The sequence below is a fragment of the Parabacteroides sp. AF17-28 genome, assembly GCF_003479205.1.
GTDB lineage: Bacteria > Bacteroidota > Bacteroidia > Bacteroidales > Tannerellaceae > Parabacteroides > Parabacteroides acidifaciens.
The window spans coordinates 75,217-94,936 of the sequence record NZ_QUGV01000009.1; the positions used below are offsets into that span (position 1 = coordinate 75,217).

The window sequence follows — 19,720 nt, forward strand, 5'->3', positions numbered from 1 at the left end:
AAGTTAAGCGTATGCCCGAAAATACCGTGTAGATGAATTACTGATGTTATAACCTCAATTACATGATTTCAGAGAAAACGATATGAATCTGTAGTCGGGGTTACATTATCCGTAATTGAGGTTATGGCAATATCGACATAAAGCCTTAATTTTGTACTGTGAAATTAAGGACATCTGAAAATATGGATAAGATACTCAACTTGGACAATGTGGACCAATACAACCGGTTATACGGTCTTGAAACCCTGCACCCGTTGGTCAGTGTGGTCAATCTTAACGAAGCGACCCGTGCGGTGGATACCATCCGTTTGAACTATGGTGTATATGCCTTGTTCTTAAAATTGGAAAAGGCGTGCGATATTAAATACGGTCGTCAAAAATACGATTACGAAGAAGGAACCATAGTCTGTTTCGCTCCCGGACAAACAGCAGAAACGACGTCTACGCTCGGACAGATACAGACGAATGCATACGGAATCATCTTCCATCCCGATTTGCTTCGCGGCACGTCATTGAATAAGACGATAAAGAACTATACATTTTTCTCGTATGAGGTCAATGAAGCGTTGCACGTGTCCGAAGAAGAACAGGCCATCATATTGGATTGCCTGAAAATAATCAGGAAAGAACTGGAGCACGATATAGACAAACACAGCAAGACTCTAATCGCCACATATATCGAATTGCTGCTCGGTTACTGTATGCGTTTCTACGAACGCCAGTTTATCACGCGCAGTAAAAGCAACCGTGATGTGCTGACACGTTTTGAGAATCTGTTAGACGAATATTTCGAAGGGAGTGCAGCTGAGCGTGACGGACTTCCTTCTGTAAAATACTTCGCTGACAAATTGTGTCTCTCTCCAAACTATTTCGGAGATATGCTGAAAAAAGAAACCGGCAAGACACCGCAGGAATATATTCAGGAGAAAGTAATCGAATTAGCCAAAGACCGCATATCGGGTACTCAGGATACAGTAAGCCAGATTGCTTATTCTCTTGGATTCCAATATCCGCAGCACTTGTGCCGTCTGTTTAAGAAACGAGAGGGATGCACACCGAATGAATACCGGGCAAGGATGATAGGATGAAAGGACATATGAAAGAGACGTTAGACATAAAAAGCGTGCGTGAATGCAATCAATGTTTAGGGTGCAGGACGCTGCATCCGCAGGCAAGCATCATCAATTTAGAACATCCGGATTTGGAACAGGAAACTGTGAAATTCGAGTTTTATGCGGTGCTGCTCATTGAGGAGTGCGCGGATGGATGTTGCTCTTGCGGCCGAAAATATTATGATTATTCCAATGCTACGATGATATTTCTAAAACCCGGAGAGGTCTTTCGTATGAGCGAAGCGGGCGTACTGCCGGATAAGGGGTGGCTATTGGCATTTCATCCCGATTTGATATATCGCACCTCACTGAAAAATCATATCAAAAACTACACGTTCTTTTCTTATAATAAGGAAGAAGCATTGCATTTGTCGCAGCGTGAAACGGCAACTGTTACATGTTGTCTCGAAAACATAGAAGAGGAACTGCACCACTCAATCGACACGCACACAGCTACCATTCTATCGCGGCATATTGAGTTGATGCTGGACTATTGTACCCGTTTCTACGAGCGCCAGTTCATCACACGGGAGAATAGAAACAAAACAGTGCTTGAAGAATTGGGGACTCTGCTCGATGACTACATTGATTCCGGCAGGTTACGCGATTCCATATTGCCTACATCTGAATATTGTGCCACGAGGCTGGAATTGTCCGTTCCTTATTTCAACGATTTGCTGAAGTTTGAGACAGGTAAGACTCTAGATGAATATTTCCAGTTGAAACGGCTTGAAACAGCTAAAAAGATGTTACTCCAGACGAATAACACACCAGCTACCGTTTCTCGTCAATTAGGGTATTCTAATGTTCAATACTTTAGTCTGCTATTTAAGAAAATAACAGGCATTGCACCTAACGAATACCGATATTCTCAAAATTAAAGAGATTAGTTGATTGTAATAACAAAGGAAGTTAACTTACAACCTCCTTTGTTTTTTAGTTATATATTCATTTCTTTCGGACGGTTTTCATCTTTTGTATATACTCCCTGTCGCTTGACGATTATATGTTGGCAACAAGATTATTCCTTCCGTTGTTCCCACTTGGCATACATTTCCCTTGAAAGCTCCACTATCTCCCGGCTCAGTTTCACAAGGTCGATGGTCTGCTTCTCCAACTTATAGAGTAATGCCATCGCCTTCTTCTCCGAGAAATGGCAGCGCAATTCCTTGACGACTTGGTTGTAGTTCGTTCCGATGCCTCGGAATTGGGCATGGAAGTCGGACAGTTTGGTGCAGTATTCCAGCATCGTCTTGTCCACCTTCAGTACCTTGAACTTCTGTCCGAAGAAATGCGCCTTGAGAAAGACGGCTTTCGCGTACACCTGCGATTCCTCGTACATCGTGAGGAAGCTGTTCCATTCCACATCATCGAAGCGCACCATCACGCAGTGCGTCTTCGGGTCTGATACGGGATTCCTCCCGTACTTGCTGTTCTTTTTCATCTTGTCTTCTTCTTTTGAATTAATAGTTCATCCATCGTCTAATCTCCGATTAAAAAACTTGGAAATTATCCGACTGCGGAGGATAATTCTGCCCACGGCAGTGCAAGGGTTTTCAGTTACCGGGAAGTCCCGGAGTAACTGAAAATATATCTTGCTGTGTCTTTGAAGACACAAGAATCCTCCGCTTGTCGGATTTGTTTGTGGGTATAATAACTCATTAGGAGTATTGGTCAAACCGATGGAGTGTATCCACCGGCTTGACCGGTTCCACTACTTTATCAGCTCAGAGCTTACGCCACTGCTCAATGTCTTCCCGATAGGCTTCTATATGCAGACGGGCGAGGTTCTCGATAAGCCCTGATGCGCTCATGCCACGTCCTCCGAGACGGCGGACAATCTCATCCAGTCTGTCACGTACCTCCCCACTGACGAACACGGGCTTGCGGTCGGCAATCTTGGGCACTCGCAGATAGGTGGCACGGTATTCGTCCAATGACAGCCTGCGCTGTTTACTGCTGATACGTCTGGCGATTGTCCGTTCCACGGGAATGTTGCCCGTATCTGTGACGGTTTCCTGTGCCTTGTCATCTGATTTCGCCTCCGTTACCTGCTCGTGTATGCGGGTATCCGACACTGCCACCAGTACTGCGGATGTGTCCGGCTCATCCAATACAGGAAAGAGACTGCCCGCTTCCTCAACAGGCTCTTGTTCTACTGCGGAAGAAACCTCTTCCGATTTGTGTTCGGGCATGGAAGGCATATAGTCTTCCAGCTTGAAGTTCTTGAACGCTTCATCGTTCTCGATGTTTTTGAATTTCTTACTCATTGTTGTTTCTTGTTAAAGTGAATACTTGTTGGTCCGTATGCGCATAGTTGACCGTTTGTCGGGAGCAAAGTAAGAGGCTTTATTGCAGTCAGTCAAGGACTTGGATTCTGTTAGGCAATTTTGTGTGGTTTTGCCTTATGGCGGCATGAACAATGGTGCAGACTTCTCCGATTTGCCGGATATGAATCTGAGGGAGGACAAAGATGATTTTAAGGGCAAATTTGAATTAAGCCCTTATTTATCTCTTGGCATTCTTGCTAAAATCCCCAATTAAGGTAATAACAATAAGTAGGTACCCCGGACAACCTCTACCATATCGGTGCCACATGCTGCCACTTTTAGAAAATCCATTGTCAGATAACGAATTATCTATTCCTTTGCGCCAAAAGAAACAATAACAGCAAAGAATAAAGAATATGGAAATCGTATCAATCGAAAGAAAGACCTTTGAAGCGATGGTTGCCAAGTTCGACCGCTTTGTCCACCGTATGGAAGCCATCTGCCATCGGCACGGCGAAAAGAAAATGAGTGAGTGGATGGATAATCAGGACGTGTGCCGGATGCTCAACATCAGCCCGCGCACGTTGCAGACCCTGCGGGACAACGGCACGCTTGCCTACTCGCAGATAAACCACAAGACGTATTACCGTCCCGAAGATGTGCAGCGTATTGTTTCCGTTGTGGAGGATAGACGGAAAGAAGCGAGGTTCAAGGGAAGGACAATATAAGCAGAACGCAATGAACGTAGTATAATAACAATACCCACTAAATCCGAGTAACATGAACGAGTTAATCAACAAAGACAACGAGTGGATAATCCACTTCATGGGCAGCCTTGACCGTCTGCTGGACAACTACGAGCGTCTGACCGCCAACTACCGCCCGACATTGGGCGGAGAGCGTTTCTTTACAGACAAGGAGGTCTCTGCCCGATTGAAGGTAAGCCGAAGAACACTTCAAGACTATCGCAACGAAGGGCGTATAGCCTATATCCAGTTGGGCGGCAAAATCCTTTATCGTGAATCCGACATCGAAAGGATGCTTGCTGACGGCTACCGCTCTGCTTACCGACAGACGGCTATCTGATTTTCTTGAAGGAGCGCAGTTTGCCGTCTGCCCCTATAAATGCGATAGCAATGAACTTACGGAAAAAAGAAAAGGGACGGTTTACGGGTGAAGCATCCAAATTTCACTTCACTTGTAAACCGTCCCTGATTTTTCATCTGATTTCCCGTCAGTCGCTTGTTTCCGTTGCCGGATGCCTTTCAAGCGTATGGTTGGCAGAGGCAAGGTTTTCGGGCTGAATACGCTCCGCAGGAGGAAGATTCTGCCCGAAACGGCTCTACCGCTCGGCCTTGCTACTGCCATCAGAACCATACGCTACCTTTGCATCCGAGCATCGGGAACAGGTGGCTGGCGGGATGAACTTCAACTATACGATAGGTTGCTCCCTCTGCCACAGGAAAGAAACAATGTTATCGGAGTCTCTCTCTTGGTGGCACTGATTTCATTTATTACAAAGCGTCTGAACAGGATACTTTCTCTACTGCATATCCTGAATGCAATGGCTATAACCACTTCAATATTATAAGTGTCATAGCTGATGTCGTCCGATTGCTTGATATACTTCATCGTATCACATTCGTTCAACTCTTTATTCTTATATATCGCATGAATCGCCTTGCGGATATTGCACGAGAATATCCCGAACAGGTCGGCTATCTCGAACTGTGTCATCCATACGGGTATGGTCGGCATAGTAACAACACCCGTTTCACTGATTGTTATTATTCCTCTGTTCATAATGTTTCGTTTTTTATTCGTCTGTTCTTTTTTCATCAGCCGATTGCTTTTTCCTGCGCTCCATCAGCTTGTCCATATCATTGGAAATCTTGTCATCCGTGATTTTGGCATAGACTTGGGAGCTAATGATATTTGTATGTCCCATCATTTTGGCGATGCTCTCTATCGAAATGCCTGCGGAAATCAACAGAGTTCCGAAAGTGTGCCGGGCTTGGTGATGGGAGAGATTCTCCTCAAACTCCAGTGCGTTACCGATGGAATGTACCTCGTGCCAAAGTATATCACGGATTGGCAACGGGAAAACGGGCTTGGTGTCATCGGTCGTGTTGTAAAGTGACAATATACGCTCTGCCACGGGATGCAGGGGGACAAATGCTTCCACGTTAGTCTTGCCTCTCTTTTTGCGGATATACTTCCTGCCGTCCGCTGCCTCTCCGATATGGTGCGGATAGAGCCTATGTATATCTACATACGCCAGACCGCAGAAACTCGAAAAGATAAACATACGCCGTGCCAATTCCATGTTACCGTCCTCAAACGGAGTAGCCATCAGGCGTTTCAATTCGCTGCGGCTGATATGTTTCAGTTTCGGTGGACTCTTCTTTTCATATTCCACCTCCTCGATAGGGTTGGCACGTATAATCTCCCTGTCCACGGCAAGATACAACAACCTGTTGAGCCAGCACAGGCACTTGTTCATCTTGTCCGTGCTGCATCCCAAGTCCTTTAGCAGGAATGTCTTGTAATCCCTACCGAATTGTTCCGTTATTTCCTCCAACGGCATATCCTGCATATCATGGACTGATTCTATATACTGCCTGATACAGTTCTGAAAGATAACGGATTGCCGGTAGGTGGAGCGTGATTGTATCACGACAGAGCGTTTCTTTAACCTCTCCAGCTCTTGTCTGCCTGTTTGCAACAAGGTTGTGGGCAAGGAACTTTCCGCCACTATGGTATTTTTCAGCAGTTCCGCACTGACTACACCTTGTTCCTTCAGTATGGTGTTGTATGTATTTTCTATGTGTTGGCGGTATTGGCTTAACCGTCCGTTTGTGCGAATGTCCTTTACCTCGCCATTCTTGCTGTTCCAATCACCGGGATTGCAATAGATACCTGTGGAAAGTACCGTTTGTTTGCCGTCTATGGAGATTCTGCACCAAATGGCGGTCGTGCCGTCAGCTTTTACCTTACTGCGGTTGATGTAATAAAGTTGTTTGAATGTACTGCGCATAACAGATTATCTTATTGAACGTGATTAAATGATTTCATTAGAGAACAAGTTCCAAATCTTTGGTCGCTTCTACAAATGTGTCCATGTCCTCAAAGAGTTTCTTCGGGGTCACACGGGCGTAAATTTGCGTTGTCTGAATATTGGTGTGCCCCAACATTCGGCTGATGGTTTCGATAGGCACACCCTCTTCAAGCGTTATCAGGCTTGCGAAACTATGGCGTCCGACATGATAGACGATGTCGGTCTTGATTCCAGCCAATACACGGAGGCTCTTCATATTGGCTCTCAATACGCGGTAATCCTGGACAGGCAGGAGTGTTTCCCTTGATTCGTCCTTGTATTTCTCCAACAGGGCAATCGCTTCTGGAAGAAGTTTCACCCGTGCGAGGTACTCGTTTTTCTTACGGTGGTATTTCAGCCACAGGTTGCCGTCATCATCGGTAAAAAGGTTGTCCCGTGTGACGGACACGGTATCGGCATACGCTGTTCCGGTATAACAGGCAAACAGGAACAGGTCACGGGTGAGGGCAAGCGAGGGCCTGCGGCGCACTGAGATTTCCACGTCACGCACTTTCACGAACTCTTCCCGCGTGAGTGCCTTCGGTGCGCTGATTTCCTGTTTCGGCAGTTTGAAGTTACAGAAAAAATAACGTTCCGAATGCCCTTCCTTATAGGCGATACGGCACACCTTTTTCAAAAGGGCAAGGTAATGGCGCACGGATTGCAGGGATTGTTTCTTCTCATCAAGCACATAATCCTGAAAATCCCAGATGAACCGCTCGTAAAGCTGCCCGAAAGCGACATCCTCCGTCTTGAATCTCTCACGGATGAACTCTGCGAGAATCTGCCGTGTATAGTAATACTTGTAGTATGTTCCCTCGGCACGGTCAATGCCTACACGTGATTTCAAATCCTCGTTGATACGGTCAAACTGTTTCAACAGGGTCATCTGCTTGTCCATGCTTCCCTGAAACATATCCTTGACTGCTGTAGCATCAAATTCCTGCTTGCGCTCCAACAGAGAATCAAATGCGGAATTGACGGCAAGCAACAATTTCTCAATTTTGGCATTGGTTTCAACTGCCTCCTTGCTTTTACCGTTCAGGCGGCTTTCACGGGGATTCCATAATTCTGGAGTGCAGGACAATTTGCAACCGAACTGTGCCATTGTCCTGTTTACGGTGATGCGTCCCATGATGGGAGCCTTTCCCGACTTGTCCAGTCCGCTCTTTTTGAGGTAGAGCAGCACCTTGAATTTTTCTACTTTCATACGCTTATATTTTTTGTGCAAAGTTACTTGCCATATAAGCGTTCCTTGATATGCAAAATGCTGTGTATGAGTGCAAACAAAACGGTGAGGATTTCTTTTCATTGCTTGCCGTTACCTGTTTCTGTTTTGGTAACTACCCGGCTAACGGTTTGGTAACTGAACAACCTCAATATTCTGTTGCCATTTGCTTTTTCTTCATTTGGCAGAATATAGAAATATAGCTCATTTCAAACGGTTTACGTTCAATTTTCACCTGTTCGCTTTCGCTTGCTTTGCCTTGTATATTCCACATGGGCAGGCATACTTTTGGGACTACCATTACATTGGCCAACAACGTGGCGTTGCAGAACGTATCAAAGATGCTGGGGCATTCCTCCACTCGTATGACCCAGCATTATGCGCGGGTGCTGGATCATAATATCATGGAAGATATGCAGGGAGTCGCCAAGCTGATTTTCAAATAGAAAAGAAGAAGGTCGCATTTCATAGGGATTGAATGTGGCCTTTTTCAGTAATATGCAGTTTTAATAGTGCGCAAACAAGGTTTGAATGTCATCTGAACGCATCCTGGCGGTTCTCGGCAAGCAGCCTCTCGATGTCGCTTTCCCGATAGAGTATTTTTCCTCCGATTTGATAATAGGGAATCTTCCCAAAGTTCCGGTATTCCAGTAAAGTGCGCTTGCTCAGTTTGAGCATTCCTGCGAGTTCCGTATCCGTCATGTAACGTTCCCCATTTAGAGAAGGGGCATAATTTGATTCTATGAAGTCAACAAGTGTTGACGCCCTCTTCATTTCATCGAAATACTGGAGGACTTCCTTATTTGTCCGGATAATGATTTCTCCCATGGCTTATTTTTTCTTTTGTACGGTTCTTAATAGTGACATGACATCCTGTTTGCGATAAAAAATCTTTTTGTCTATCCTGGTAAAGGACAGTGTACCATTGTTCCTTAAATGTTGCAGGGAGCGGGAAGATATGCTAAGTATCTTGCAGACTTCCTTGCCGTCCAGCCATTCATCTGGTTCTTTTTTCAGATAAATGTCTTGTAGTTCTTCCAGTTTGCCTTTTAGGGAATGCCATACGGCTACCATTTCTTTAAATGTCCCGGCTTCAATGCTCACGATTTCCATAAACTATATTTTTTTTGTTCGGAACAAAAGTAATAATGCTTGCAGGCAAATACCAAGCCTCTGACATCAGATATCATCAAATGCCATCAGATGTCAGAGAAGCCACCGGGGTGGCTAATGGGATTTAATATTCGAGCCGACTTTTTAGTGCCTGCATATCATTCATAACTTTTGTATATGTGACTCTTGCATACGATTGTGTAACCCTTAGATTGGTATGTCCCAATATTTTAGACAGGGTTTCTATGGGAATTCCGTTTTCCAGACAGACTGTAACTGCAAATGAGTGTCTCGCGACATGATAGGTCAGTTTCTTTTTTATACCGCAAATGTCTGCAAGCTCTTTCAGATAAGCATTGGTCTTCTGATTGGAGAGCATATGAAAGATTTTGCCGGACGGAGTTTGGTTAATGTACTTATCAAGAATCTCCTGAGATTGGGGAAGGATCGGAATGAATGCCGGATGGTTTGTTTTGGTCCGATAAAGATAAATATATCCATTCCCTTTTAGATCGGACACAATCTGGTCTTTTGTTAATTTGCACATGTCGGCATAAGATATGCCTGTGAAGCAGCTGAAAATAAATGAGTCACGGACAAAGTCCAGTCTGGGGATGTCCAATTGCTTTTTTATTATCTTTGATATTTCCTGCTTGTTCAGAAATTGGACTTGTGTATCTTCTTTTTTTATCCGATAGGTGGCGAATGGATTTATGAGTATTAATCCGCATTGATATGCCCATAATATTCCTTTGCGGATGAATTCCAGCATTTTGGCGGTAGAGTTAACCGATAAGTTGCAATCTGTTCTAAAGAAGATTTCCAGTTCATATATGGTTTGCCGGTTAAATTGATCCAATGCCATGTCACCAATTCCGTTTTTCTTGCAAAATTCATTGAGACGTCGGTAAACGAGCTGGTGCTTATTGTAGTGGGATGTACTGATTTTATTTGCCGATACCAATTTATGTGCGTCTTCCATTTGCTTCATGAAAAGTTCCAAAAGGGATGGAGGAGCAACACCTATCAGGAGGAAACGTTGTTTTAACAGATTGGCGGTAATATGTCTGGCATTCAGCAGTTCTTGCTTGTAATAATAATGTAGAGTCGTATTAACATCATCCAGATATGCATTGATATTATGTGCATCTGGAGCCGTTTTTATGACCCGTTTCTTTTGTTTATCCCAATACTCCGGTAATATGAGCGTTTTCAAACTGGTATCTGCCACTTCTTTATTAATTGTAATACGGAGCATTATTGGGTATTCACCACTTTTTCTGGGTGTACTACGTTTTAAATAAAAACTGATGGAAAAATTATGTCTCATGCGTAAACTAATTTATGTTCATGTCCATTATTTTTGCTTTCCAACATGGACATGAATAAGACATAACTGTTTTATTGAGAAAAGTGCAAATGGTGGTGATTATATGAATTTTGCACTATTTATGTAGGACTCTGGTAGATTTTAGTATTTACCCTTGTAATGTTATGATTATCAGATATTTATATGGATATGTGCGATATATGATTTCCACCAGGAATCGAACCGAGGACTCGCTTTTGAAGCGATTGTTTAAATGATTAATAATCAATAATATATTAATTATATAATTATTGTATAGTTCAATTCCTGTTTGTGTTATATATATTCTTTGTACAATACTGATAATCAATTGTTTTTTGGATGACTATTTTAGAGAAAACCACTGAATAGACCACGCTGATATTTCCAAATCTGATATTAAGTTTAAGATTATGAATAATTGAGATGGCTTATTTTAGGCAAAAGAATAAAAAATATATACTTTTAGGTTGTTATTTTTAACCTTTACAAATCTAAGAAAATCTATAGACTTTTTTATTCTCTCAACTCAGACACCATTTTTGAAACAGTATTTTGGAGATAGAGAATATATAAGTACCCAAGTGCAATTAGATCTAAGATCAGATTGGAAATATCATACAGAACTAATCAGAAAGAATGGAAACCGAAATTCCCTATTTTGTCAAAGTAAGAAAAAGGATAGAAACATTATTCTCACAGGTGTGTGGCTAGTTTATGATTATATAGAATTATACAAAAGGGTACTAATGGATTGTTTGCTTGGATTATCGGAAAGATTAGTACATTTACAATCCTACAATATGTTAACTAAAAAAAACATTGATAGAGTTAAATATATACTAATTTAATTTCACTAACGGGTAGAATGGTGATAATTCGATTGAAGAATCCAAATAGAAACGCAACGTTTCCTCAACAACCGTAGAGATGGGTAAATGAATCTGTTATGTGGGACTACTAACAATACAAAATGAAAAGGGAGAGCAAAGTCTCTCAACGATGAATTAACTTTGTATTGCTTATGTCAAATCAACTGATCGAGGCACAAAGATCTGCAATTTATCTTGGCCTCAAAGAAAATGGAGCCAATCCCGCATTGCACGTGTCAAAGTCAACAGTGCGCTGTGAAATCAAGAGAAACTTGAAACCAGATGGCAGCTATGTGTTGAAATATGCGTAGGCCAAGTACGATGGGTGCAAACACAACTTCAAAAGAAATCACCGCAAACCGGACAGGTTGTGGTGGCGAATCTAACAGATGCTCGTCGAGTACGACTGCTCGCCGGCGCAGATAGTGTGCGTACTGCGCAAGAAGGGCGCACCCATATGCAAGCAGACCATCTACAAGCACATACATGTCGACGGTACAGGTTGTTTGGCTATGCACGCCCCACACGAAATGAAATACATGAGGCGCATGAGGATGCCGATTCCCACCAAAGCGACCAACATAAAGAACCGTACGAGCATTTACGACCGACCGAAGGGATAAACGGGAGCAGGTTTGGGACTGGGAAATGGACATCATCGTAAACTCCTGTGGGCACGTCATACTCACATTCACGGAATGCTCCACTAACCTTATCCTCATGGAAAAACTGCCGCATGGGCGTAAGGTCACACTCATGGCAAAGGTTGTGGTAAGGATGTTGTTCCCATACGGGAACACCGTAAAGACTATCATAACTGATAACGGAGGCTAGTTTGCAGTGCATATGGAAATCTCTAAAGCACTCTTACCAAAAGGAAAAACGAAAAAAACTCGTCTTTTTTTGCCGACTCCTATTGCTCATGGCAGAAAGGTGCTATTGAGAACGCAAACAAACTCATCAGAAGGTACATTCCCAAAAACTAAACTTTGAATCGCCTAAAATGAGATCATTTGAGCATTTTACTTAATTTTGCATTTGCTAGTGGACTCTAATAGTGATAATTCGATAATTCTAGACTTATTTTTTTGTTTGTTGAAGAAAACTTCGTATTTTTGCTATTAAATAGGTGTGTTGTATATTATATTGTGATTGATATGTAGCTATTAACATAATTGGAATTTCTTAAAGAAAGTATTTATGAGTAGACGAATTTATCTGCCTGAATTATTGAGTATAAACATTAAGAATTATACATTATATCCCAATGGGCTTGACTATACTTTTGATTTTGTCAAAGGTGTTAACCTTATTCTTGGTGGAAATGGAATGGGAAAAACGACATTCGTTAATATAATCAGGTATGCAATACTTGGCTTGTACAAGAAGCCATTTGGATATACTCGTACATATCAAGGGAATATAATAGAGAAGCGGCAGCTATTTCCTCAGAAATACTTTAGTAATCGTATGGATGAAAGTATTCATATAGATGCATCTCCGACAGTCTCAATTAGTATGAAGGTTAATAATGCTAGTATTGAGTTAACCAGAGACTTATCAACTATAACTATGACTCAGTTAAAGGTTGATGGGGTAGAAATAACAGGTACACTAATTAATCAATTTAATTATGAGAAATTGTCAGATACTGCCAAAAGGGACACTTTGGCATTTAAATATGAACAGATCCTAAAGAATAAAACAAATTTGGATTTTGATGATTTAATATTTTTCGTAAATGAAGTACTTTTCTTTGGTGAAGATCATAAAACTATTTTGTGGAATGATGGTGATGCTTTTCCTGATGTACAAAACGAGCTCTTTAACAAATATTTCAATGTTCCAGATTTGGATAAAAAACGTCAAGAAGCTATTCGTAAGGCGAAATATTTTGATAGTTTATCGCGCCATAGTTCAGAAGACATGCGTGCCATTAATAAAGTGCTGAATAAAATGAAAGAATCTTCAATGTCAAATACATCTAATGACAATGAAGAGAATACGGCTCTTAGACTTATAGAGTTAAAAGGTAAAATAACAGAAACGGACACTCGATTGGTCTCTATTCAACATGAAAGGGCTTCAAAAGGTCAAGATATCTCACTTTTGCAGAATGAAATTAATAAAATTAGTTTATCTGCTAATGATGTTGATCGTCAGTTAAAGCAGATAGAAGAGAATCTTAATAGTCGTATATGGGAAACTCTTCATCCATCATATAATATTTTTATTAAAAACATTCAATTAAATCATATTTGTCCAATGTGCAACCAACAAAATGAGGAGTTAGTAGTAAAAGTTGCTCATAATCAAAATTGTTGCTTTGCCTGTGATAATATGATTACAGAAAATGTGGAAACGGATATGGATTTACGTAATCAGTATGAAAGTACAAGTTCTTATCGTAAGTCTTTATACCAGTCTATAAACACAAAGAAACGAACAATACAAGTTATCGAACAACAGATAACAGCACTAGATGCAGAGTTTTCAAAAATTGAATTAAGGAAAAGACAACTTCAACAGCAAGTACGTGAATTGGAGTATGAGAATGCTATGGCTGACAATAAAAACAACTCTATTCAACCATTTTTAGATGAAGTCAATCGTCTGACATTACAAAAAGAATCATACCAAAAACAAAGTGATGAGCAATATAAGATTGTTACTTCTATATCAAATGAAATTGAAGATGTGATAACAGAGAATGTACATATATTTTCTTCTATATTTGCAAAATATGCGGGAAAATTCTTAGGTGTACCTTGTCAGTTGACTTATATCAAACAATCTGGAGATACCAATAAACGATTCTATCCTGTAATTGATGGTAAAGTACGTTTTTATGCAGAGGAGATGTCCGAATCTCAACGTTTTTTTGTTGATCACTCTTTTAGGATGAGTATCCTTACCTTCTTCTATACTACACCATCTTTTTATATCATTGAAACGCCTGATAGTAGTTTGGATATTTCGTATGAGAGAAATGCAGCAAGTGTTTTTGCTGAATTCCTTAAGAATCCAAATTCGCTTGTTATTACATCAAATTTAAATAATAGCCTATTTATAGAGCATTTAATCAATCAAGAGAATATGAATTTTGCAATTGTAGGATTATTAGATATAGCCAAGCAATCGACGATTCAAAACACTAGTAAACAATTAAAGTCAATCTATAATAATATAAAAAACAGACTAGATCATGTTAGATAGCGAATTGATAAAAGCTAATGAAGATATCATGACAGTATCTTCTATAGCAAAAAATATGGGTTGGGAGTCTGTTTCAGAACAATCCATTCAACGAGTGTTATATCTTGTTCAGGTTCTCTATTCTTTTAAGCATGGAGGTGAAAATCTGTTCCCTTATTACCATTTTACTGTAACGACTTTTGGGCCTTATTCTGATTTAATAGAAAGAGGATTTGTTTTTTTAAAGAGTTCTTTCAAACTGCGTGAAGAAGATGGCGGATTGGTACTTAACTCAAAGATGGAAATTCCATTAAATAAAGAGAAAGTAGAATGGCTAAAGACAGTAATGTATATGTTGGGCAAGTATGGAGAAAAACGTTTGTTTGGCTTCATTGTTAATGATCCATCATATGAAAATGCGGCCTTAACGAACAATGTTGATGGTGTAGATACTTTGTCATCAGATAGTGAAACTCTTAAAGTATTGAACGACTTCAAAAATGCATTTGAGCAAACTTTAGAAGACACATCCGCTATTAGTGATGAAAAGTACATAGAAATGTACTTTGAATATGTTTTTAGTGAAATTATAAAGTCATAAGTCATGAAAACAAGATTCAGTCAAGATGATAACTTTAAAGAGTTATTAAAGCGCAATCAGGCTAGTATCATTGATGCTGCATCTAATGGTTTAGAGGCTGATGATAATTTTAAGCTTATGCTTTCTCTTATAAAGGCAATGAGGGATAAATATAACGATAATAGCTTTAAGTATTTTGTGATATTAGAAGAAGATTTGCAAAATCTTACGTCTGAAGCAGATAGTGCTATAGATAAACTTTTTGCCAATCCATTATTTATTCAGAATCGTCATATAGTTATAGATTCTGAATTAAAAATAGTGGAAGCAAATAACGAATTACATAATAACAACAATGAAATTCGCCGATTGTTTACAGAAATGTCAAAATCTGGCATAGTTATTTTTATGTTGGCCTCTGATGGCATCATTAACTATTTTGTTAATGGACGTGATGGTGGGGATTCAATTTTTTATGAAAGCTCAACATTGCATTCGTTTATTCAAAAGAGGCCTCTGACAGAATTAAAAGAAGTACTCGAAGAATATAGGAAACGTTTAAAACTTAGAGATACTTATTCAAAATTCTTCGTTGAAAAAAGTCATTTGAAATCTTTAAGAGTAGATGTAAAATCAGAACTTTCTGAAGATAAATTTATTGAAGCGAATAAACAGTTACTGAGAAACACTCCTGAAGACTGTTTTAGAGATGATTTGCGCCTATTTTTAAAAGAAAAGCTAAATGTATTCTTTATTCCTAAGGAAGGTATGCTTGAAAATCTAAAACGTTTAGATATTGTCATGATTGATGAAGATGGGCAAGGTCTATATTTTATAGAAGTAAAACGGGTTGGAACTAGCATACATCCTTCTGGTAAGGATTTTGGTACTGAATATAAAGCCAAACCACGAATAGTACCGGATGCATTTAAGCAATCCACTGAATACATCACAGAATTATTAGCAGAGAATATAGATGTTAAATTAGGATATCTTGCGGTATTTGATGCTAGAAATGAAACTTTGCCTGATACAGGAGTGGGTATGTCTATTGATAAAATACCAGAAAAAGATAGGCCATCTTTTTATAAACATATTAAGATTGATGATTTTCGAGTGATAAATGAACACCCTAATTGATTTACAACGATGCTTAAGGATTATAATTTTATAGATTGCACCGAGAAATATCATTCAATAATGCAGTTTGACAAAAATAAGAATGTTTTTGTGCATAGATGGTATCCATTTGTTGAAGGATACTCTAAAGAGTTTATAGAGGATATTCTTAATGAATTATCTTTTGTACCATCATGTGCATTAGAACCTTTTTGCGGTAGCGGTACAACACCTGTTGAATTGCAGAATCATAATATTAGGTGCTATTCTTTTGAAGTTAGTCCTTTCATGTACCTTTTATCAACGGTTAAGTTAGAGCGAAAATATGATGTTGAAACGTTTGAATCTTATGTAAATGTTGTAACAAAGAAACTATCTCGCACAAGCCGTAATATTCGAAAAGTAGAAGTTTTGCCATTTGGAGATACAATTGTAAAAACGGAGAAAACAAAGAAATGGAATTTTCATGATACGGCCATTGATGGCATCTTAGATATTAGATATGCTATTAGAACAGTCGTAGATGACGAAGAATACAGAAGATTGTTTACAATAGCATTGGCCTCAATTATTGTTCAAGCTAGTAATTTGTTCCGCAACGGTAAATGTCTATCATATAAGAAAGGATGGGAGAATAGAATCTTTAGTAGAAAAGATATTCATAACTTTTTTCTTGATAAATTAAATTCTATTTTCGCGGAGGATATAAGGATAATCTCAAAAAACAGTTCTACTGTATCTAATTCTGACATATGTTATATAGGAGATGTACGTAAAAATATACAGCATGTTCCCAATGGTAAGATTGATTTAATTATAACATCTCCTCCATATCTTAATTCACGAGATTATACGGATATTTATATGTTGGAACTAAAAGTACTGCAACTAATTAATTCTCATGAAGAACTTCGTGAATTGCGTAAAAACACATTACGTTCTCATGTACAAGTTCCATATGACAAAATACTTCCGATAGAAAATGAAAGACTTAAAAATAGCCTTTTAGAAATGTCAAACAATGAGTTAAACGCATGGAACTCAGATATCATAAATATGATATGCGCCTATTTTGAAGATATGCAATTTTTATTCTCAGAATTTGCAAAAAAAATGCGCAAAGGTGGAATCATATATTTCAATGTAGCCAATTCCGCTTATTATGGTGTTGAAGTGCCAGTTGATTACATAATTGCTGATATAGCGGAATCTTGTGGGTTCAAAGTTCGTGAAATAAGAAAAGCTAGGGACTTAAAAACTAGTCCACAGCAAAGTGATAAAATCAAAAAACTTCGTGAAAGTGTGATAATTATTGATTATTGAATTTTAATAATAGATTACAAGAATATCTCAAAACTTAATTTCAATGAAGGAAATTGTAATTAGAAACTTGATCGTTTTATTTGTAATGAAAATTGCTCTATAATTCTCTGAATGGAGGTATATTAGAAATAGATTTACTGATTGTTTTCCTAAAATCTCATTCTCAATATTAGTATTGAAAAAAAACTTTTGATTTATTGGTAACGATATTGTATCAATTTGAGAAGAAAGAACAATTCTTGATGTCTGTAAAAATATCAGTAGAAACGGATTATAAATCTTTTAAATAAATGTTCATTTTGACTTGATTATTTAAATAAAAGCTCCATCTTTGTATTGTTGGAACAAGGCAAATTCCTATCAGAAAAACATAGAAGCTATGTAGGTGCAAAATCAGGTGCTTTTTTCGGAGAAGATTTATAATTTACTGAATATCAAAAGCAATTGAAAAATCCGTTAGTCCCGTACGCACCGCGAAAGCAAATAGCAAATTAAAGCAAAGCTCTGAAATTTAAAGATTTCAGGGCTTTTTTTATCCGCTCAAGAAGATATATAACTTTTTAATTGAGCTAAATTAGGAGTTGCAATACTATATTTTACACCACTATCTATTATGTCATCTATCATTTGCCTTATTTCTGCAGGAGAATGATTTATATGTCCTTCAAACATAAGTTGTAAAGCATCATTACTATAAATTTTCTTTGCTATTGGCACGCAGATAAATAAGGGTAAATAGTATAGTCTGTTTGCTTTTTCTGTGTTAGGATTGATACCCATTTTTTTGCAAATAGCTAAACCTTCCCGAATAGCTTTCATTGTAATTTTTATAATAGGTGTGTTTTCTATAAATTGGGGGGCACTTCCGGCACTCATTATTCCGGCTGAAAGACCGGCTGCAACAGCATAATGTGTAATTAACCATACTACTATCTGATTAGAAATAACTGGTTTTAAGCCTGCTTTATCCAGTGCTACGAAAAGTCTTTCTACTCGTGGAGTTATTCGTCCATCTTTTTCCCCTAATGGAGTATTGGAATATTTTAGACCTGAAATGGCACAATGTATGCTTTTATCATCTTTCCCACCCCCGACCATAAAAGGAAAGGCAAAAAAGTATTGTTCAGGCTTGAGATATTTATCTATTTCTGTAAAAGCATCCCAGTTGTTTTGGAAAAATACGACATTCGCTTTTCCTGCAGACTTTGAAAGAATGGGCAATATGCTTGATAGTTGCAATTTATTGGTGGAGACAATGATATATTCAAAATCATTGTTTGACAAAAGCTCATCTATTACTGTAGGCTTAAAAACTATATCTGTATCTTTTCTTATTTTCTCTCTAAAGTCCGAACAAGTAATGTGAATGCCCTCTTTCTGTACAACCTCTTTTTGTCCTTTACGCACTAATACAGTAATGTCGTACCCTGCTTTGGATAATTGCCAGCCATAAGTACAACCTACTACGCCAGCACCGTATATTAATATTTTCATAAAGCGATGTTATTAAGTTCTTTATTTTCGTTGATAAAAACAGAATTGAATACTGATAGATTTTCGGTATAAGTATCACAAATATCAAGTAGCTGTTTAGGGGTATGACCTGTGAACATTTTAAACTCCTTTATTAAATGTGATTTATCATAGTATCCACAATCATAGGCAACTTTACTTATACTGATTTGTGGAGTTGATTGCAAAATATTGAATGTCTTCCTAAATCGTGTGATTTGAATAAAATCTTTTGGATTTAGTCCTACATATTCGGCGAATATCCGTTTGAATTGCTTATATCCTAAACAAGCCGTTTGAGATAAAACGGATATATTTCCTTCTCCTTCATTGATATTTTGAACAGTAGTCATAATCCTATTGGCATTGCATGGAATATTTTTGCATAGTCTATTTAATAAATATTCTTCTATCAATCTAACCGCTTGATAAGTATCAGATGCTTCATTTATTTTATCTTCCAATTCTACTAAATAGGTATTATCTAACAAATCAATGCCTATATTTTGATTCGCAAATTCTTCCATAGGATATGGAAAAAACATTCTGCATCCGATAGGCTGAAATAGGATAATGACCATATCTAAAAAAGAAAACTCTATGTCTGAATAAGTACTGATTTGTCCGCTTATATAAGATTGGGGTTGTATTCCTTTATGGAAAGAAGAAATAATTTTGTTCCCTCTATGAAAAACAAGTGCTACACAGCCTGCCGGAATAGAACGTTGAAAGCCTCGTTTTATTTCATCTATCCTTAAAAACCAATATTGTTTTATATAAGGAGCGAGCAATTTGGTTGGTTGTATTACTTGGATTTTCTCCATTTTGCCTTAACTATCAGGCAAAAGTAAGATTTCTTAGATTGATATTAGGTGTAAAAAAGGGACATTCTAACAAAAATGCAAAAAGCACAGTCGAAAAGTTAGAAGCTTGTTAAATAGATATGCAAAG

At 38.6% G+C, this 19,720-nt stretch carries 21 protein-coding genes and 1 pseudogene; 11 read left to right on the forward strand and 11 right to left on the reverse strand.

Annotated elements, in window-relative coordinates; genetic code table 11:
• Window positions 1-182 precede the first annotated feature (182 nt).
• Window positions 183-1,088: an AraC family transcriptional regulator gene (locus DWW90_RS08400; RefSeq protein WP_122344655.1), complete on the forward strand. Its 906-nt coding sequence runs from the start codon at window positions 183-185 to the stop codon at window positions 1,086-1,088.
• Window positions 1,089-1,096: 8 nt separating this feature from the next.
• Window positions 1,097-1,993 carry an AraC family transcriptional regulator gene (locus tag DWW90_RS08405; protein WP_122344730.1) on the forward strand — a complete coding sequence of 299 codons (897 nt, stop codon included), beginning with the start codon at window positions 1,097-1,099 and terminating at the stop codon, window positions 1,991-1,993.
• A gap of 140 nt (window positions 1,994-2,133) precedes the next feature.
• Here the strand turns inward: DWW90_RS08405 and mobA are convergent, their stop codons facing one another.
• Window positions 2,134-2,556: a conjugal transfer protein MobA gene (gene mobA / locus DWW90_RS08410; protein WP_122344656.1), complete on the reverse strand. Its 423-nt coding sequence runs from the start codon at window positions 2,554-2,556 to the stop codon at window positions 2,134-2,136.
• A gap of 283 nt (window positions 2,557-2,839) precedes the next feature.
• Window positions 2,840-3,382, reverse strand: a complete 543-nt coding sequence (locus DWW90_RS08420; protein ID WP_122344658.1) for a DUF3408 domain-containing protein — start codon at window positions 3,380-3,382, stop codon at window positions 2,840-2,842.
• A gap of 416 nt (window positions 3,383-3,798) precedes the next feature.
• Between DWW90_RS08420 and DWW90_RS08430 the strand changes: the two genes are divergently transcribed.
• Genes DWW90_RS08430 through DWW90_RS20630 form a run of 3 tightly spaced genes read left to right on the forward strand, consistent with a single transcriptional unit; the run spans window position 3,799 to window position 4,686 of the window.
• Window positions 3,799-4,110, forward strand: a complete 312-nt coding sequence (locus DWW90_RS08430; RefSeq protein WP_122344660.1) for a helix-turn-helix domain-containing protein — start codon at window positions 3,799-3,801, stop codon at window positions 4,108-4,110.
• 52 nt (window positions 4,111-4,162) lie between these two features.
• On the forward strand, window positions 4,163-4,468 hold the full coding sequence (locus DWW90_RS08435; RefSeq protein WP_122344661.1) for a helix-turn-helix domain-containing protein: 306 nt from the start codon (window positions 4,163-4,165) through the stop codon (window positions 4,466-4,468).
• 50 nt (window positions 4,469-4,518) lie between these two features.
• Window positions 4,519-4,686 carry a hypothetical protein gene (locus tag DWW90_RS20630; RefSeq protein WP_199662185.1) on the forward strand — a complete coding sequence of 56 codons (168 nt, stop codon included), beginning with the start codon at window positions 4,519-4,521 and terminating at the stop codon, window positions 4,684-4,686.
• Between the two features lie 124 nt (window positions 4,687-4,810).
• Here the strand turns inward: DWW90_RS20630 and DWW90_RS08440 are convergent, their stop codons facing one another.
• From DWW90_RS08440 to DWW90_RS08450, 3 genes are read right to left on the reverse strand one after another with little or no spacing between them, the layout of a single operon-like run.
• On the reverse strand, window positions 4,811-5,185 hold the full coding sequence (locus DWW90_RS08440) for a hypothetical protein (RefSeq protein ID WP_122344731.1): 375 nt from the start codon (window positions 5,183-5,185) through the stop codon (window positions 4,811-4,813).
• A gap of 13 nt (window positions 5,186-5,198) precedes the next feature.
• Window positions 5,199-6,419: a site-specific integrase gene (locus tag DWW90_RS08445; RefSeq protein WP_122344662.1), complete on the reverse strand. Its 1,221-nt coding sequence runs from the start codon at window positions 6,417-6,419 to the stop codon at window positions 5,199-5,201.
• Window positions 6,420-6,456: 37 nt separating this feature from the next.
• Window positions 6,457-7,689 (reverse strand): site-specific integrase, encoded by a 1,233-nt coding sequence (locus tag DWW90_RS08450; RefSeq protein ID WP_122344663.1) that lies wholly within the window; start codon window positions 7,687-7,689, stop codon window positions 6,457-6,459.
• 272 nt (window positions 7,690-7,961) lie between these two features.
• On the opposite strand from DWW90_RS08450, the gene DWW90_RS08455 reads away from it, so the two are divergent.
• Window positions 7,962-8,153: a tyrosine-type recombinase/integrase gene (locus DWW90_RS08455; protein ID WP_255418857.1), complete on the forward strand. Its 192-nt coding sequence runs from the start codon at window positions 7,962-7,964 to the stop codon at window positions 8,151-8,153.
• Between the two features lie 88 nt (window positions 8,154-8,241).
• On the opposite strand, the gene DWW90_RS08460 is transcribed toward DWW90_RS08455, so the two are convergent.
• The 3 genes from DWW90_RS08460 to DWW90_RS08470 all read right to left on the reverse strand — a co-directional run bounded on the left by DWW90_RS08460 (window position 8,242) and on the right by DWW90_RS08470 (window position 10,150).
• Window positions 8,242-8,535: a helix-turn-helix domain-containing protein gene (locus DWW90_RS08460; protein ID WP_122344665.1), complete on the reverse strand. Its 294-nt coding sequence runs from the start codon at window positions 8,533-8,535 to the stop codon at window positions 8,242-8,244.
• A gap of 3 nt (window positions 8,536-8,538) precedes the next feature.
• On the reverse strand, window positions 8,539-8,820 hold the full coding sequence (locus tag DWW90_RS08465; protein ID WP_122344666.1) for a helix-turn-helix domain-containing protein: 282 nt from the start codon (window positions 8,818-8,820) through the stop codon (window positions 8,539-8,541).
• 124 nt (window positions 8,821-8,944) lie between these two features.
• Window positions 8,945-10,150: a site-specific integrase gene (locus DWW90_RS08470; protein ID WP_122344667.1), complete on the reverse strand. Its 1,206-nt coding sequence runs from the start codon at window positions 10,148-10,150 to the stop codon at window positions 8,945-8,947.
• 575 nt (window positions 10,151-10,725) lie between these two features.
• Here DWW90_RS08470 and DWW90_RS08475 point away from each other — a divergent pair.
• Window positions 10,726-11,019, forward strand: a pseudogene (locus DWW90_RS08475) (IS982 family transposase); the annotation flags it as partial.
• 531 nt (window positions 11,020-11,550) lie between these two features.
• Here the strand turns inward: DWW90_RS08475 and DWW90_RS20510 are convergent.
• Entirely contained in the window at window positions 11,551-11,886 is a 336-nt protein-coding gene (locus DWW90_RS20510) for a hypothetical protein (RefSeq protein ID WP_158582832.1), read from the reverse strand.
• A 354-nt stretch (window positions 11,887-12,240) separates the two neighbouring features.
• On the opposite strand from DWW90_RS20510, the gene DWW90_RS08485 reads away from it, so the two are divergent.
• From DWW90_RS08485 to DWW90_RS08500, 4 genes are read left to right on the forward strand one after another with little or no spacing between them, the layout of a single operon-like run.
• The gene (locus tag DWW90_RS08485) at window positions 12,241-14,256 is read left to right on the forward strand and encodes an AAA family ATPase (RefSeq protein ID WP_122344668.1); all 2,016 of its coding nucleotides are present in this window, start codon (window positions 12,241-12,243) and stop codon (window positions 14,254-14,256) included.
• Window positions 14,246-14,836, forward strand: coding sequence for a hypothetical protein (locus DWW90_RS08490; protein ID WP_122344669.1), 591 nt, complete (start codon window positions 14,246-14,248; stop codon window positions 14,834-14,836). Before DWW90_RS08485 ends, DWW90_RS08490 begins: the two co-directional genes overlap by 11 nt.
• A gap of 3 nt (window positions 14,837-14,839) precedes the next feature.
• Complete coding sequence (locus DWW90_RS08495) at window positions 14,840-15,955, forward strand: hypothetical protein (RefSeq protein ID WP_122344670.1); 1,116 nt, start codon at window positions 14,840-14,842, stop codon at window positions 15,953-15,955.
• 9 nt (window positions 15,956-15,964) lie between these two features.
• Window positions 15,965-17,257, forward strand: coding sequence for a DNA modification methylase (locus DWW90_RS08500; RefSeq protein ID WP_122344671.1), 1,293 nt, complete (start codon window positions 15,965-15,967; stop codon window positions 17,255-17,257).
• A gap of 540 nt (window positions 17,258-17,797) precedes the next feature.
• On the opposite strand, the gene DWW90_RS08505 is transcribed toward DWW90_RS08500, so the two are convergent.
• The gene (locus DWW90_RS08505; RefSeq protein WP_122344672.1) at window positions 17,798-18,751 is read right to left on the reverse strand and encodes a ketopantoate reductase family protein; all 954 of its coding nucleotides are present in this window, start codon (window positions 18,749-18,751) and stop codon (window positions 17,798-17,800) included.
• Window positions 18,748-19,593, reverse strand: coding sequence for a helix-turn-helix domain-containing protein (locus tag DWW90_RS08510; RefSeq protein ID WP_122344673.1), 846 nt, complete (start codon window positions 19,591-19,593; stop codon window positions 18,748-18,750). Before DWW90_RS08510 ends, DWW90_RS08505 begins: the two co-directional genes overlap by 4 nt.
• Between the last annotated feature and the right edge of the window lie 127 nt (window positions 19,594-19,720).

What these genes read in the sequence shown, in the direction of transcription:
- DWW90_RS08400 (WP_122344655.1), top strand. Translation starts at nt 183, where the DNA reads ATGGATAAGATACTCAACTTGGACAATGTGGACCAATACAACCGGTTA.
- DWW90_RS08405 (WP_122344730.1), top strand. Translation starts at nt 1,097, where the DNA reads ATGAAAGAGACGTTAGACATAAAAAGCGTGCGTGAATGCAATCAATGT.
- mobA (WP_122344656.1), bottom strand. Translation starts at nt 2,556, where the DNA reads ATGAAAAAGAACAGCAAGTACGGGAGGAATCCCGTATCAGACCCGAAG.
- DWW90_RS08420 (WP_122344658.1), bottom strand. Translation starts at nt 3,382, where the DNA reads ATGAGTAAGAAATTCAAAAACATCGAGAACGATGAAGCGTTCAAGAAC.
- DWW90_RS08430 (WP_122344660.1), top strand. Translation starts at nt 3,799, where the DNA reads ATGGAAATCGTATCAATCGAAAGAAAGACCTTTGAAGCGATGGTTGCC.
- DWW90_RS08435 (WP_122344661.1), top strand. Translation starts at nt 4,163, where the DNA reads ATGAACGAGTTAATCAACAAAGACAACGAGTGGATAATCCACTTCATG.
- DWW90_RS20630 (WP_199662185.1), top strand. Translation starts at nt 4,519, where the DNA reads ATGAACTTACGGAAAAAAGAAAAGGGACGGTTTACGGGTGAAGCATCC.
- DWW90_RS08440 (WP_122344731.1), bottom strand. Translation starts at nt 5,185, where the DNA reads ATGAACAGAGGAATAATAACAATCAGTGAAACGGGTGTTGTTACTATG.
- DWW90_RS08445 (WP_122344662.1), bottom strand. Translation starts at nt 6,419, where the DNA reads ATGCGCAGTACATTCAAACAACTTTATTACATCAACCGCAGTAAGGTA.
- DWW90_RS08450 (WP_122344663.1), bottom strand. Translation starts at nt 7,689, where the DNA reads ATGAAAGTAGAAAAATTCAAGGTGCTGCTCTACCTCAAAAAGAGCGGA.
- DWW90_RS08460 (WP_122344665.1), bottom strand. Translation starts at nt 8,535, where the DNA reads ATGGGAGAAATCATTATCCGGACAAATAAGGAAGTCCTCCAGTATTTC.
- DWW90_RS08465 (WP_122344666.1), bottom strand. Translation starts at nt 8,820, where the DNA reads ATGGAAATCGTGAGCATTGAAGCCGGGACATTTAAAGAAATGGTAGCC.
- DWW90_RS08470 (WP_122344667.1), bottom strand. Translation starts at nt 10,150, where the DNA reads ATGAGACATAATTTTTCCATCAGTTTTTATTTAAAACGTAGTACACCC.
- DWW90_RS20510 (WP_158582832.1), bottom strand. Translation starts at nt 11,886, where the DNA reads ATGCACTGCAAACTAGCCTCCGTTATCAGTTATGATAGTCTTTACGGT.
- DWW90_RS08485 (WP_122344668.1), top strand. Translation starts at nt 12,241, where the DNA reads ATGAGTAGACGAATTTATCTGCCTGAATTATTGAGTATAAACATTAAG.
- DWW90_RS08490 (WP_122344669.1), top strand. Translation starts at nt 14,246, where the DNA reads ATGTTAGATAGCGAATTGATAAAAGCTAATGAAGATATCATGACAGTA.
- DWW90_RS08495 (WP_122344670.1), top strand. Translation starts at nt 14,840, where the DNA reads ATGAAAACAAGATTCAGTCAAGATGATAACTTTAAAGAGTTATTAAAG.
- DWW90_RS08500 (WP_122344671.1), top strand. Translation starts at nt 15,965, where the DNA reads ATGCTTAAGGATTATAATTTTATAGATTGCACCGAGAAATATCATTCA.
- DWW90_RS08505 (WP_122344672.1), bottom strand. Translation starts at nt 18,751, where the DNA reads ATGAAAATATTAATATACGGTGCTGGCGTAGTAGGTTGTACTTATGGC.
- DWW90_RS08510 (WP_122344673.1), bottom strand. Translation starts at nt 19,593, where the DNA reads ATGGAGAAAATCCAAGTAATACAACCAACCAAATTGCTCGCTCCTTAT.